This window comes from Paenarthrobacter sp. AMU7 (assembly GCF_041200195.1).
Taxonomy (GTDB): Bacteria; Actinomycetota; Actinomycetes; order Actinomycetales; family Micrococcaceae; genus Arthrobacter.
In genome coordinates, this window is record NZ_CP165735.1 from 107,082 (window position 1) to 119,958 (window position 12,877).

General features: G+C 58.3%; 12 protein-coding genes. 8 read left to right on the plus strand and 4 right to left on the minus strand.

Going from position 1 to position 12,877, the window contains the following annotated elements:
• Positions 1 to 27: 27 nt before the first annotated feature.
• Positions 28 to 726, plus strand: coding sequence for a hypothetical protein (locus ABQM86_RS00545; protein ID WP_369745677.1), 699 nt, complete (start codon positions 28 to 30; stop codon positions 724 to 726).
• A 500-nt stretch (positions 727 to 1,226) separates the two neighbouring features.
• Here ABQM86_RS00545 and ABQM86_RS00550 read toward each other — a convergent pair whose 3' ends face one another.
• The 3 genes from ABQM86_RS00550 to ABQM86_RS00560 form a co-directional block, all read right to left on the minus strand.
• Complete coding sequence (locus tag ABQM86_RS00550; protein ID WP_369745678.1) at positions 1,227 to 2,042, minus strand: hypothetical protein; 816 nt, start codon at positions 2,040 to 2,042, stop codon at positions 1,227 to 1,229.
• Positions 2,043 to 2,352: 310 nt separating this feature from the next.
• A complete protein-coding gene (locus ABQM86_RS00555; protein ID WP_369745679.1) occupies positions 2,353 to 2,955 on the minus strand; it encodes a hypothetical protein in 603 nt (200 codons plus the stop codon).
• A 115-nt stretch (positions 2,956 to 3,070) separates the two neighbouring features.
• Positions 3,071 to 4,024: a hypothetical protein gene (locus ABQM86_RS00560; protein ID WP_369745680.1), complete on the minus strand. Its 954-nt coding sequence runs from the start codon at positions 4,022 to 4,024 to the stop codon at positions 3,071 to 3,073.
• 604 nt (positions 4,025 to 4,628) lie between these two features.
• On the opposite strand from ABQM86_RS00560, the gene ABQM86_RS00565 reads away from it, so the two are divergent.
• The 4 genes from ABQM86_RS00565 (at position 4,629) to ABQM86_RS00580 (ending at position 8,409) form a co-directional block, all read left to right on the plus strand.
• Positions 4,629 to 5,117, plus strand: a complete 489-nt coding sequence (locus ABQM86_RS00565) for a hypothetical protein (RefSeq protein ID WP_369745681.1) — start codon at positions 4,629 to 4,631, stop codon at positions 5,115 to 5,117.
• Between the two features lie 14 nt (positions 5,118 to 5,131).
• Positions 5,132 to 6,154 carry a zeta toxin family protein gene (locus tag ABQM86_RS00570; RefSeq protein ID WP_369745682.1) on the plus strand — a complete coding sequence of 341 codons (1,023 nt, stop codon included), beginning with the start codon at positions 5,132 to 5,134 and terminating at the stop codon, positions 6,152 to 6,154.
• A gap of 400 nt (positions 6,155 to 6,554) precedes the next feature.
• Positions 6,555 to 7,850, plus strand: a complete 1,296-nt coding sequence (locus ABQM86_RS00575) for an IS110 family transposase (protein WP_369745683.1) — start codon at positions 6,555 to 6,557, stop codon at positions 7,848 to 7,850.
• The gene (locus ABQM86_RS00580) at positions 7,807 to 8,409 is read left to right on the plus strand and encodes an Imm26 family immunity protein (protein ID WP_280628196.1); all 603 of its coding nucleotides are present in this window, start codon (positions 7,807 to 7,809) and stop codon (positions 8,407 to 8,409) included. The genes ABQM86_RS00575 and ABQM86_RS00580 overlap by 44 nt, the downstream gene beginning before the upstream one ends.
• 297 nt (positions 8,410 to 8,706) lie before the next feature.
• Here the strand turns inward: ABQM86_RS00580 and ABQM86_RS00585 are convergent, their stop codons facing one another.
• Positions 8,707 to 9,009, minus strand: coding sequence for a hypothetical protein (locus ABQM86_RS00585; RefSeq protein WP_011777147.1), 303 nt, complete (start codon positions 9,007 to 9,009; stop codon positions 8,707 to 8,709).
• A 221-nt stretch (positions 9,010 to 9,230) separates the two neighbouring features.
• Between ABQM86_RS00585 and mobC the strand changes: the two genes are divergently transcribed.
• Genes mobC through ABQM86_RS00600 form a run of 3 tightly spaced genes read left to right on the plus strand, consistent with a single transcriptional unit; the run spans position 9,231 to position 12,526 of the window.
• Entirely contained in the window at positions 9,231 to 9,623 is a 393-nt protein-coding gene (gene mobC, locus ABQM86_RS00590; protein WP_369745684.1) for a plasmid mobilization relaxosome protein MobC, read from the plus strand.
• A gap of 2 nt (positions 9,624 to 9,625) precedes the next feature.
• Positions 9,626 to 11,263 carry a relaxase/mobilization nuclease domain-containing protein gene (locus ABQM86_RS00595; RefSeq protein ID WP_369745685.1) on the plus strand — a complete coding sequence of 546 codons (1,638 nt, stop codon included), beginning with the start codon at positions 9,626 to 9,628 and terminating at the stop codon, positions 11,261 to 11,263.
• 30 nt (positions 11,264 to 11,293) lie between these two features.
• Positions 11,294 to 12,526, plus strand: a complete 1,233-nt coding sequence (locus ABQM86_RS00600; protein WP_369745686.1) for a hypothetical protein — start codon at positions 11,294 to 11,296, stop codon at positions 12,524 to 12,526.
• Positions 12,527 to 12,877: the final 351 nt, after the last annotated feature.

Consider the following 12,877-nt stretch of genomic DNA (forward strand, 5'->3'; position numbering starts at 1 on the left):
AGCTTGTTTCGACATGGCCTGCCAGACGTGTCGCTTGACGACGTGTTGAACGCCTTGGGGAAGTATGCGGCTCACGCGATGAAGGCTACGGGGACTACAGGCGTGCTTCGTCGAGAGTTGGCTAATTGGATGCAGCGTTTCTGCACCGGTAACACTCACCCTGAGCTTCCAGATGAGACGAATATCCTCAACACGGCGTCTGCCCGCACACATAGGTCCTTGTTTCGAAGGCTTGATGAACTGCGAGACCAAGCCAAGAAAGATCCAAAGCGTCGGCGTGAAATTGAACAACACATCAAAGCCGAGCAGTCAGCTGTTAGAGAAGCAGCAAATCGCCTACATGAACTGATGATGGCCGACCTCAAGGTTTCTGAAGACAATCCAAACAACGAGGATTACGACGGTAGTGACGGCGACGACTGGGATGGCATCGAGGAGCAGGCCGGAAGGATCCTGTCCCCGAAGAGCTCCACATCGGCAGGCGTGGAGGTCCTACGATTTCAGGAGGACTGCCATCATTGGGACGACGCCGGTAGCAGGGCTGACACGTCTAATGCCGAACTAACGTGTGTATCCGATATCCATGTCAGCACCGTACCGAAAGTTGCGCCCGTAACAGGGATCTATTGCATGACTTTTGGGACTACATACGGGACGTTGATGTTACGCGGAATTCTGAGAATCGGAAGGCGGGGGAGCGACCCATCTGGGGTGTTCCACTTCTAAGGAAGTGGGACGCGCTGACCCAGAGAACTGGCCTTAGAACGTGACCATGAGATTGAGCGACTGCGAGTGTGCGGCTCTTGACTCGACATTCAGGCTTAGCCATGGACCATGCAAGAGAGGATGGCCACGCTATAGTCTCTCGTCACAGGCCTTTTACACCCCAAGAAATGAGGTACTGGCAGTGCGCAATCCTAACTCTGTTGCAGTTGTGTGTGCCGAATGCTCTGCTACCACGCGGTTAAATGTTCTCACTGGCCGTATCTACTCCCACCCTTTGCCGAGCCGGACAGAGGCGTGCGCCAATTCAGGCCGGCAGATCCGGGTTCCAATAGGCGGGGAACGGTTCGAGGTGGAACGGCTGCGCTACGAAGCAAGGCCGTCCGTGTACCGTGCGGCTGAATCCGAGGATTCCTCCAGCATTAGGACCATCAGTGGGGGCCTCCCGGGCACAGGACGTCGCGCTTAGGGAACTGGAGCCTCATTCAAGCGTTCTCTGCAGCCTAAGAGCCCGTGGAAGCCTTATCCTCACTCAGAAGGCTCGAGGTACCGTCCTCGATCCTCAGGAAGTCGGCCGTTAGAAAAAATGTCCACATTAGGCAGGACTCGGCTTCGATTAGTGAGACCTCCTGGTGAACACCCTTATTGGCGAGGGAATTGAGTTTGTTCAAGCGGTTCCCCAAGCTGTGGATATTCTCCTCAACTAGCTTCACGTGCGTACTTTTGCCCAGCCTGTCGATGGCAAATTGCATCAGTCGGTTCATGAACTGGTCATCTCCAAGGACGCGTTCTTTGCCGTCACTTCCCTTGATGGCCACATCCGTCGGCGGGTACAGGGAGTCGGCCAGCGACTTGATCATCCTTCGGCAGCTGGTGAGGGCCTGAGCGTAACTCTCAGGTGAGCCTTCAGCGATCCGTTGCTCGGCAGCGCGGTACTTTTCCAGTGACTCTGCTGAAACAGCCTGCAGGCGCTCGACCACGTACGCCTCGCCCCGGGTGAACAATGAGGACTCGGTTTGACCTGTTAAGAGTTCCGATTCAGCTTCTACCAGATAGTCGTGGACGCCTTGGCGGACTCGATTGAGGATATTTTCGAAGGACGTGACCTGGGGGAGTAGCTGCGCACCAACTTTGTCGAGTTTCTCGATGTAGAAGTAAGCATCGATTTGGGTCATGTACTGCGCAGCTGAGGGGTCACCTGCTGCTGTCCTCAGCTTTTGGAGATGCTGCTCCACACCATCGATAGAGCCGCCATAGATGTCATCTTTCTTTCCTGTCATGGTCCTGTTGTGGAGGTAACGCTCAACTCGCTCGGTCATAGTTCGGTTGGCTTCCTCGCGTCCTAGCAAGGTTCGAAGCTTGTCAACCACACTGGTGTCCCTAGTGTTTTTCACTCCGGAGGAAGCATCGGCGGTCTCAAGTTGGAAGGCGAAAACGGCGGCATAGTCGTGCCGCAACGACGCTATTCGAGTAGCCTGCCGGACCAACGTGCTGACTAACGTCTCCGGTCGTTCGGCCGCATCAAGGCTCCGCCGTAAGAGGTCTAAAAGGTAACCCTGGTCTGACATATGCACCATTTCGCTCGAATCCCCTCAGCCTTATGCCACCCGGTCTGCAACGCAAAACTAATTATTCAAGGTCCCAGAGGCTCGCAGCGCGATTGCGCTGAATCTGTTCCTTGGTGGTCTCGATCTTGTGTGCTGTCTCGCGCCAAGAGTGCCATAGTTCCGTAATACCTTCGTGTGAGCCTTGGTCGTACTTCATGGTTGGATTACGGGCTGTCCCGGTTTCGGGTATGTAGAAGAACCAATTAGAGCTCGCTGTCCCTTGGTAGGAAGAAGCCCCTATGCCAGGGTTGTACCCCCGTTCTATGAAGGCTTTGGCGAAGTCGGCATGGGCCTGCTGAGTTAGGGCGAGGTAAGTCTTTCGGGGATCTTGTGCCAGGGCCTTAGCATCCTCCAAGTCAGCAGTTTCACTCCAGCGGTCGAACATGATCGCGACATCATCGCCGATGGCGAGGATTTCCTTCTTTAGCGCGGTGACTTCTTCCATAATTGTCTCCGTCACGTCGGCTTGGCCGACGACGGTGAGGCGTGCCTCTTGGAGAAGGAACGTTCGTGCAAATACGCCTTGATCCTTGGCCCAAGTCCGGGCCCGGGCTAGGAGTGAAATTTCAAGGGCCCGCGCGTCGGCATTAAGCGCCGCTATCTGTGTGTCGTCTGCTTCCTGCATATAAGGGAGCCTAGGGGAGGCCTCCGACAAAATAGCTACCTTCCTACATTTGTGAGCCTGCCATCCATACTGGGCAACTCAGGCAAGCGTTGCCGGTCTCCCTGTGTGCCGTTGGCTAATGGCGCCAACGTCGGCGGCTGTGGACCGTGATGACGGGGATTTCGTGTGGCTGGAGGGGGCGGTCGGGGATGGGGCGGATGTTGAGGGGTGTGATTCGGTCTTCCTCGTGTTCTCTGTCGATGATCTCTGCGCCGCTTTTGCTGTATTCGCGGAGCCAGTCCACAGTCCTCGCTAGGAGGCTGTCGAGGCGGTTGACTTCGGCTTCTGCTGCCAGCAGTCGTTCGTGAGTCGTGACTGCTCGATATCCGCACCACTGGCGCAGGAGCTCATGTCGAGGTTTGTTCCAGCGTAGGTAGGACCGGTATTCGTACTCGGGGGTGGTCGGGACGGTTGCACGGGTTTCCCAGTCTTCGGTTTCTCCACCCCTTTTCACTTTTTCTCTGGATTCGGCTTCTTCTGCCATGATCCGGTCGAGCACCGTGCCCGGGTTGTTGTGACAGATCATTTCGGCAATCGAGAGAGAGGCCAAGGGGGAGAGCCGGGGCTTGGACTCGTAGGTGATCCAGGAGCGATCTGCGGGCAGATCGGTCCATGGGCAACCCGTGAGGGAGTTCAGAGCTTTCTCGTTGTGAATGGTTAGGGCATCGTCCACGGGCGTGAGGTAGAGTTCAGCGACGGTTTCGGGAACGAGGAGTTCGAAGATCATCCACATGGCTGACGATTCAATCTCGTCAATGGATTGCTTGCGTAGGGCCTTCCAGCCTTCCATGACGGCGTCATAGCTCGACACCTCGTTCCAGGGCACTTTGAGCCGATTCCGAGGCACATTTTCCGTCGTGTTTGCGGCGCTGCCGTCTAGGTGCCGTATCTCTACGCGGAATTTGCGGCCTTCACGCTGCAGGGCAGTGACCTGAACCCGTGTAGAAGGAGCGTCGTCACGAACCCTGTAGGCCCACTCTTGGCCTGGGCTCGGCTCACTCGACTCAGTCCCGTCCGGCTCAAGCGTCACTGCGATCTCCTACCTGGGGAGTCTGTGGTCGATGTTCTGCCCCGCAGACAATGACACGTGTCTAGGTGCGGTCTCAACCAGTTGCTGTCGATTGGTCCTGGTTGTGAGAATCTCGGATCATGGCACTTACCATGCGGACTGCTTCCGGATCGTTCTGCCATGGACTTCCATCTCTAATGCAGGCGCGGAACGTGATCACTCCTGCCTCGTCGGCCGCTTGGTTTAGATCGGCCCAAGCTTCTTCCAGTTCCGCCAATTCCTCTGTTGACGCTTGCTCATGCTGAAAACTGGCAGTAATGGGAGAGGGCTCTGTTCCGGATGAGGCCGAGCGCCGGAAGAAGTCTCGGAATCGCACAGGCGCCTCCTTGAGAAGTAGGTTCGGCCGGTGAATCGGGCGAATCACACGGGTTCCTTCCACCGTACTCATCTGCTTATGACTTCGCAGGTAGGGCGGTTGCAACCCCGTTCCAGGACGCGTTGCCCTCGTGGGATGCCGAGGTTTCTTAAAGGATCAGGGCTAGAATCCCGCTAATCGTGGGCACCGTGAGCCGCTATATAAGATTGCTAATGTCCTGATAAGCTTGCTTATATAGGAGGTGTGGGTATGACGATTACTCAACCAGAGCACGCCATAGACTTGGCTCGGCGTGCGTTGGCGCGTGAAGACTTGGGTCGTTTGGATTACTTCAGAGCGTTGCAGGAAGCCGTGCAAAGTGGGCTGCAGCAGCGGGATATAGCCAGGGCTCTTCAGATCACTCAGTCTGCGGTGAGCCAGGCGTTGACGAGGGCCGCGTCCAGGGGAGTGCAGGCGATTCCGGAAGGGTTTAGCGGGGCCAGCCCGTTCGAGATTGCTGAGCGGTACGCTGCGGGCGATATAGATCGCGACGAGATGATCCGCCAGCTTTCTGCCTGGCCCTACGTTAAGGCCCCCGACCACACGGAGCAGCTTTCCAGGGAGTGGAAGGCCATTCTTCCTCCGAATCCTCCTGGCACATTTGATGAGGTTGGGGAGGCCTTCGACAAGGGTCTCATTGATGGTGACGCTTACGACATCATCTTGGACGCGTCTGAGGATGCTCCGGACTCGCCGTGACTACGCTGTAAAGCGTGACTAATGACGACCAGGCTTCTACACATCGCGCTCATCTCGAGGAGTTGTGTTCCGAGGGCGGGCCACTGACAGCCCATTCACGGCACGCGACAACGCAAAATCCGGAATGGTTCAACGTCAAGCGGCAGCAGCCGCGCCAAGAGCGACGTGCCTTGCATAATGAGATCCTGGCGGCTTTCGTAGCCTCGAAACCGGAAGTCCTGAGGAACAGAAAAGCGATCGTTCTCGCGGGCCCTCCAGGTGTCGGGAAGTCTACGGCCCAAGATGCTCTTATTGCCCAAACCCGGACGCGTCCAGAGCAGTGGTTGTCAATCAACCCTGACGACTTTAAAGACGACCTGTTGGTGCAGGCTCGGGCTGACGGCAGTTATGAGAGCTACATGGTTCCTGACGAGGTACGGGAACTGGAAGCAAAGGGGGAGAAGTTTTATCCCCGTGAACTGGCTGCTTTGGTTCACAACGAATCCTCCATTCTGGCAAAGAAGGCCATTCGGGATGCCATTGACCGCGGGGACAACATTGTCATTGATGGCACGTTGTCCGGTGAGAAGAACGCTCGCATGCAGATGGACGTGTTGCAGACTGCCGGCTACGACGTGAAGGTAGCCGATGTGGAAACCACCCAAGCTTTGAGCGAGGCCCGAACACTCGGCCGCTGGGAACGTGGTTACCTTGCCGCCGAGAATGGCACGGCCGTTGATCGCGACGCCGTCCTGGGAGGACGTTGGGTTCCCCTATCCTTCCCGGCGTCCCTGTTCGCTGCAGCAGATGACAAGGAATCGATCTGTGCAGCTAATGCCGCAGCCGTGGCGAAGGATTACGGCTGCGTCAGTGAATACGTTGTGTACCGAGTCCGTGATGAGCATGGGGCGCCGAAACTCGAAACTGTCCAGGGCCGCGTCACAGGCGGGGGCCCGCTTGTTGACGGTGAGACCCTGGCCGCAGTTAAAGCTGCGTCGACGCCGCGCGCGGAAAGCCAACGCCGCCTAACCCCGAAAGAGACCGACTTCGGACGCTAGATGGCGTTACTCAGATTTGGATGAGACGTGAGTTGTTGCGATGACCTTCTTGAGGCAGGTTCGTCATTGCATTGGACGACGTGCATGGTCTGGAGGCTGTGCACGTCCGCCGGTCGTGTTCGGTGAGGTTGCCCGGTGTGGTGGCCTGGCGGTTGTGTGCAGGCGGTCAGCTGGTCCCTGTCGTCCATCGGTAATGATGGTATTGGTCTTGAACCGGCGTGGCTCATCGTCCATTTGACGTGCTCCTCGGGGTGCTGTCTTGCACATGTCGTGTCCGCTGGTTCAAGTCTTTTCGCGTGGCTTGGGCGGTCATGACTTGATAGGAGCTTGACCATGATCCCCTTACCGTTTTGTCTGCCCACCTGGGTCACGTGATTCTCAACTCGTCAGGGAAGGCCCTATGCCGGATCAGGAAGAAGTGCGTGTCGTTGTCGGTGTGGACACCCACGCAGATGCCCATCATGTGGCCGTTGTTAGTGAGTATGGCCGGCCTTTGGGGGACCAGGAATTTCGTGCAACCGACGCAGGCTACCGGGCTATCGTTGCGTTCGCTCGGTCTTACGGTGAAGTCGCTGCGGTGGGAGTTGAATGCACCGGCAGCTATGGCGCTGGACTTACTAGGCTTTTACGGTCTGAAGGCCTCACAGTGGTGGAGGTGAACCAGCCCAACCGGCAGCATCGAAGGTTGAAGGGCAAGTCCGACCCCCTCGATGCCTACCAGGCTGCTCAGGCCGTCTTGGCAGAACGTTGCACCGCTGTTCCCAAACATAAGGATGGCCCGGTTGAGTGCATGCGGCTATTGCGGGCATCTCGTTCCTCAGCGATGAAATCGAGAACTGCTGCCATCAACCAGATCAGGGACATCATGATCTCGGCACCTGAACTGATGAGGGAGAAGTACCGGGGCATGGTGACGTCTGCGATGATCGGGACGATGGCGCGTGCCAAGCCTGCTGGCCACTTGGCAGATCCGGTCCACGTGACTGCCTGGACGTTAAAGAAATTGGCCAAGAGGTATCAGTCACTGACCGACGAGATTGCCGAGGCCGATTCGGCGTTGAAGGAACTTCTGGACGCATACGCTCCGTTGCTTTGCGATCTGCCGGGAGTGGGCGTCGAAGTTGCCAGCCAGCTGCTCGTGACAATCGGAGATAACCGAGAACGCGTTGGCAATGAAGCTCAATTCGCGGCCTTGGCAGGGGTCGCGCCCGTTCCCGCTTCTTCGGGCAAGACAAGCCGATACAGGTTGAGTCGAGGCGGTGACCGAAACGCCAATAAGGCCCTGCACCATGTTGTCTTGGTGCGCATGGGGTCGGATGCCAGGACAAAGGAGTACGTGGCGAAGCGGACCCATGAAGGGAAGAGTAAGCGCGAGATTATGCGATGCCTCAAACGCTACGTTGCAAGAGAACTGTATCGACAGATTATGAACCCGGCCCCGGCGCCCTCGATAGCCGACGTGCGGCGGTTACGAATACAGCTTGGGCTGACTCTGCAAAACGCAGCTGCACACCTCAACCAATGGCCGTCCTACCTTTCACGGTTGGAGCGTGGGCAATCGAGAAACGACGCGCTTATCGCCGAGTACCGGCGATGGCTGAACGACCAAGAGAGATCCGCTAACACTCCGCGCTCTCTAGCATTGCGAGATGATGAAGACGCTCGCGCTTTCCGATCACCTAGCATGGCGATGTGAGTTCTCGGGGGACTCCATACCCGATGCTATTAACAGCGGGCCGACAAACAGGCAAGCACCCCAAGATTTTCAATCGACGAGTGGGAGAGTAGTGGCAAAGCCGAAGTATGGTCCGGGAAGTCTTTTTGCGGTGCCCTTGAACGGCGGGGGCTACGGCGTAGGGCTCGTCGCTCGCATGAGTTCTAAAGGCATTCTGCTCGGCTACTTCTTCGCCCAGAGATGGGCGCAGGTCCCAATGCTGTCAGACGTGAAGAACCTGTCTCCGAACGACTCCGTCCTCATCGGAAGGTTCAGCTACCTCGGCCTGAAGCAAGGTCAGTGGGAGGTACTTGGCCCCATGGCTGGCTGGGTGCCGGAAGAGTGGCCCATGCCCGTCTTCGCACGGACGGAACCGATCACTGGCCGGTCAATTCAGGTGCATTACGATGACTCCGACCCCAGCCGGCGCTTGGGCGAAGAAGCAGTACCCGGTGGCGACAATGAGGGAAAGCCCGAAGACGGACTTATGGGTGCTGGATACGTAGAGAACGTTCTTACGGGCCTACTCGCGCAGCCCTAAGGTTGACCCCTACATCTACCGGGTCAACCAGGCACTCAACATGACCTTGAGGCTGTCCATGGCTGGGGGCTATTCGGGTTATCCACGGCTGAATTATTGGGAGCCATTGGGTAGCTCCCCCGGCCGCCGTAGCGGTGGATAACCCATAAGAATTGTCCCCGGTTGTGGACAGCCGAAGCAGTGCCGACAACGGTTTCGCGACCTACCCGTACCTCAGGTTTGACAGCTATAGGAGCGTCATGTGTGCGGGAAAAGCCCGAAGGGTTTAGCTTTTGCCGTGTCCATGTGGGCGAGGGGTTACTGTTCCGATGCCACCGAGGCAGGCGCTGTTTCCCGGGCGGTCTTCTTGCCGCGCGGTCGTCCGCCGGCCTTCCTACCTGGCGTGTCGAGGCCGAAGCCGCGCAAGTCCGATTCGGTCCAGTCGGCACGCAGCGCAGCTTGGTAGTCCTTGGCGTACTTTTGTTCGGCTGCTGCGAGCAGCTGTGCGGCTTCCTGAAGTTCGACGCTGCTGGCTGCTGCGTTCTTCACAGCGTTGACCTTGGCGTCCCTGGCAGCGTCAATTTTCGCGGCCGCTTTGGCGGCAATGTCGTTGATGTCCATGTGGCCAGTCTAGCGGCCCTGACTGACACCGATAGGTATGGTTTTTGGCGCGTCGCACATGGGTGAGGAAAACGCGAAAACTCAACCATGCGAGCAAGCTATACACTTACACGGGTGTAAGTGGCTTGGCGTCCTCGACACTGGCGGTCGAGTACGGCACACTTGTCAGTGTGGTCCCGGTTCGGGGTCGCTGCGCTGGGCCTTTGAAGGGAGGGATTGGGATGTCGGAAGAGGAGAACACTCACCGCCCCAATCTGTCCCGCCGTCGTCGTGCGAACACTCCGGCAGGAACGAAGAAGCGCCGTGACGTGTGGGTCACGGTGGAAGAGGAAGCGGCTCTCGTGGCGAGGGCCGAACGGGAGAAAGTGACCGTGCCGAACCTGCTGGTTTCGGCGGCCCTGGCAGAACGTACCGACTCACCGACCGAGCGCCGTGCCATCGGTGCTGAACTGATGCAGTTGCACAACCTGTTGGCGCGTTCTTCGAACAACATCAACCAGCTCGCACGGCAGGGCAATGCGACGGGTGAGTTCCCCGTGGAGGCCCGTGAAGCGTTGAAGCATCTTCGTTCGGTGGCCATGCGAATTGATCGGGCCATTGAGGGGTTGATGTAGAGATGATTCCGAACATCACACGTGGTTCGCGCATGGGCGGGCTCATGGTTTATCTGGCATCGACGGACTCTGACAAGACCAAGAATGCGCACACCGACCCTCACTTGGTGGCAGGTGATGCGGCCATCATGAGTTGGTATGACGACGGCGTTCTGGACCGGGATGATGCCCTGGCTATTGCCAAGCACCTGGACCAGCCGCGCAAGCTTTTCGGGGTCTCCGTTCAGGTGAAGGACTTCGCCTGGGACGCTGCAAAGAAAGAGCGCGTTCACGTTGGCTACAGGGACGCCAGTGTCTGGCATTGCTCGTTGAGTCTGCGGGCCGAGGAGGGTGCGCTGACGGACCAGCAGTGGGGCGACATTGCCAATGATTTTGTTGATGCCATGGGCTTCACTGCGGCCAGTGGAAAGGCCCAGTGCCGCTGGGCAGCCGTGAACCACGGCACTAGCGAAAATGGTAATCATCACATCCACATCGCGGTCTCACTTGTTCGTGAAGATGGGACCAAGGCTTCCACTCACGGGGACTACAAGAAGGCGCAGCAGTCCTGCCGGGAACTGGAAGTTAAGTACGGCCTTGAACAGCTCTCCAGCGTGTATGCCACCCGTGGTTATGACCGTGCTGAGAAGGCCACGGCCGTGCGGGACGAACGCGAGATGCACCGCTCATCGTTGGCTCGAAAGGTGCGCGCCAGTGCCAGCGCATCTGGAACGGAAGGCGAGTTTGTTCGACGGGCCCGTGACACCGGCATGTTGCTTCGCCCCCGCTACGCGAAGAACACCACCGACGTCATTGTTGGCTACTCGGTGGCTGAACGGCCCAAGGCCGGGGAGCGTCCTATCTGGTTCGGTGGCGGCACGCTCGCCTCGGACTTGAAGCTTGGTGCTTTGCGTGAAGCGTGGATGGATTCACCGCATCTTGCCACCGAAGCTGCAGCTGAGTGGAATGCCGCTGCGCGTAACAAGCGCACTGTCTCCAGGACCGGACCTGAGAAAGCTACCCTGTCGCCGCAGGTATGGGTGGAGTACACCCGAAACGCCACAGCCCTGGCGGAACAATTGCGGTCCATTCCACGTGACGATCACGCCACATGGGCTAAGGCAGCACGGGAAGTTTCCGGCGCCTTTGCGGCATGGTCACACCGTCTCGAACCCACACCCGGACCGCTGGCGGCTACGGCCGCTGAACTGTCCCGCACCGCCCAGCTCCGTGCACCCAAGACCCACAGCAAACCGATTGCGCTGCCATCCATCGCAGGCACCGCGATGTTGTTCATGGCAGCATCGAGCAAGAACAAGACTGCCGCGCAGACGGCACTCATGGTGCAACTGATCAACACCGCCTTCGCCGTGTACGAAATGCATCAACAGTCCGGCCGGACCCGGGAAGCCCAGCGCATTCGTTCAGTGGTGGAAGACCATCTTGCACCGTTCACCGGGACCATGCCCAAGGCGGTACCAGTGGATGCCGATAAGCAGCAATCAGCTGAGGCGACGGTGCCGCCACGTGCAATTGATATCGCACGCCGAGGCATGGTTCCCTTCCGTCCCGGATCCGCAGTGCCCACCACGCCAACCGCTGCACCAGCAAAGACCTATCAGCCCAGCCGTCGCGATGCCGGCCCGAGCCTCGACCGATAAGAATCACACCACTAGTGCAAGGGGAACACCATGAGTGAATCAGACGGAATCGACGATGTAGTAGACGGCGGACTGCGGCAATCATTGATGATCGCGTCCCGTATTGCAGAGACTCTGGCTCGTAAGCGTCAGGAAGCTCAGCGGCAGCAGGAACACCTGGACACACAGGCAGCTCACGAAGTCCAAGCACGCCTTGCCGCCGAACGCAGTGCAGCGCACGCAGCACTCGCACCGGTTGAAAAGGAGCAGTGGTGGGACACAGCCCAACCGTCCGACATCGCTACCGCCCACACCGTCGCAGAAGCGTGGAAGGACCACGACCCCACCGCTCTGGCAGCGTCCGAAAGGATTCGCCAGGAAGTCTTAGCGCGGTACGGCATCGACACCCACGACGTCGGCGCGGACACCGCATACCTTGAGTCAGGCATCCAGACGGTCACCACAGAGAAGGCACGCCAGGACGCCCTGACACGGAGCCAGGAAGAAGCACGTAAAGCGGCTGCTGAACACGAAAAGGCCATGCAGCTTCTGGCAGCCGCCCGCGCCGAAGAACTCCGTGCCCAGGCCGCGAAACTCGCACCGGAGATGGAACGCCACCAGGTCCCGGTGGAGTACCTGGCAAACCCAGAGCTGACCAAAGCCCTTCAGCAGGCACACAACGCAAAGACACCCAAAGCGTTGGAGGTAGCGGATGCCGCCGTGAAGGAACGCATGTACCTGATCGGCAAGGACGGCATCAACGGACCCGACATCGACCAGCTCCGTAAGGAGACCACGGCCAACATGAACGGTGCGAGCGAGGAACACTTCAAAGACCCCGCCTTCGTGGACGCAGCCAAGAACCTCCACGAAGCCAGACTGCTGGCAGAGGGCGGATTCAAAGGATCCAAATGGTCCACCCAGGAACAGCGATACGAGAGAGCAGAGAAGGAACTTTTCGCCCGCATGGAAGACGTCGGCCGGGAGATCGAAAACCGCGTCACCGGCAACGACAGCAGCCGACTAAAGGACCAGAGTCTGAAAACAGGAACGACCTCCGCCAGCGACTACGGTTCAGCTGAACACCACAAGAAGTTCGCCGAGTCCCTAACCGGCAGTGGCGCCAACGAAACGCAGATCCGTGGCCGCCTCGCCGCCGCCCGCAGCGAGGCCACCCACCCCCGCACTGCCCTCACCTTGGGCAAAGGAGCGACGAAGGCCAGAAAGACCCGGACGGGGGCCTCCAAGGGCGCTGAGCGGTTCAAGAGCGGCCCGTCCAAATAGACAGCATTGAAGTAAAGCTAGGGCAACCGAGATTACTGGGTGGCCTAAGCACGTTTGGTTCGCTCTGGCTGTCTCCTGACCACTCAAAGTACTCCAGGACGAATCGGAGCCCATGGTCAATCCAAGGTCCAACCAAATAGGCGGCATCGAGAGTGGAAGGCCACCACGGCTAGCCGACATCCCAATCACTGAGTTGGGCCCTAGCGACTGAAATATCGGATGTACCGTCACTTTCAGTTTTCGGAGTTGTCCTTCATCTCTTTCCATACACCATATAAGCTCACACCCAGCATGGCCGGGAGCACCCATAACCATGCTAGGAAAGCAGCACCGAAGTTGAATCCATGAAAG

Bases quoted from the DNA above. Each gene is read 5' to 3' on its own strand.
- ABQM86_RS00580 (WP_280628196.1), top strand. From the start codon at position 7,807: ATGAAGACGCTCGCGCTTTCCGATCACCTAGCATGGCGATGTGAGTTC.
- ABQM86_RS00575 (WP_369745683.1), top strand. From the start codon at position 6,555: ATGCCGGATCAGGAAGAAGTGCGTGTCGTTGTCGGTGTGGACACCCAC.
- ABQM86_RS00565 (WP_369745681.1), top strand. From the start codon at position 4,629: ATGACGATTACTCAACCAGAGCACGCCATAGACTTGGCTCGGCGTGCG.
- ABQM86_RS00555 (WP_369745679.1), bottom strand. From the start codon at position 2,955: ATGCAGGAAGCAGACGACACACAGATAGCGGCGCTTAATGCCGACGCG.
- ABQM86_RS00595 (WP_369745685.1), top strand. From the start codon at position 9,626: ATGATTCCGAACATCACACGTGGTTCGCGCATGGGCGGGCTCATGGTT.
- ABQM86_RS00600 (WP_369745686.1), top strand. From the start codon at position 11,294: ATGAGTGAATCAGACGGAATCGACGATGTAGTAGACGGCGGACTGCGG.
- ABQM86_RS00585 (WP_011777147.1), bottom strand. From the start codon at position 9,009: ATGGACATCAACGACATTGCCGCCAAAGCGGCCGCGAAAATTGACGCT.
- ABQM86_RS00550 (WP_369745678.1), bottom strand. From the start codon at position 2,042: ATGACCGAGCGAGTTGAGCGTTACCTCCACAACAGGACCATGACAGGA.
- mobC (WP_369745684.1), top strand. From the start codon at position 9,231: ATGTCGGAAGAGGAGAACACTCACCGCCCCAATCTGTCCCGCCGTCGT.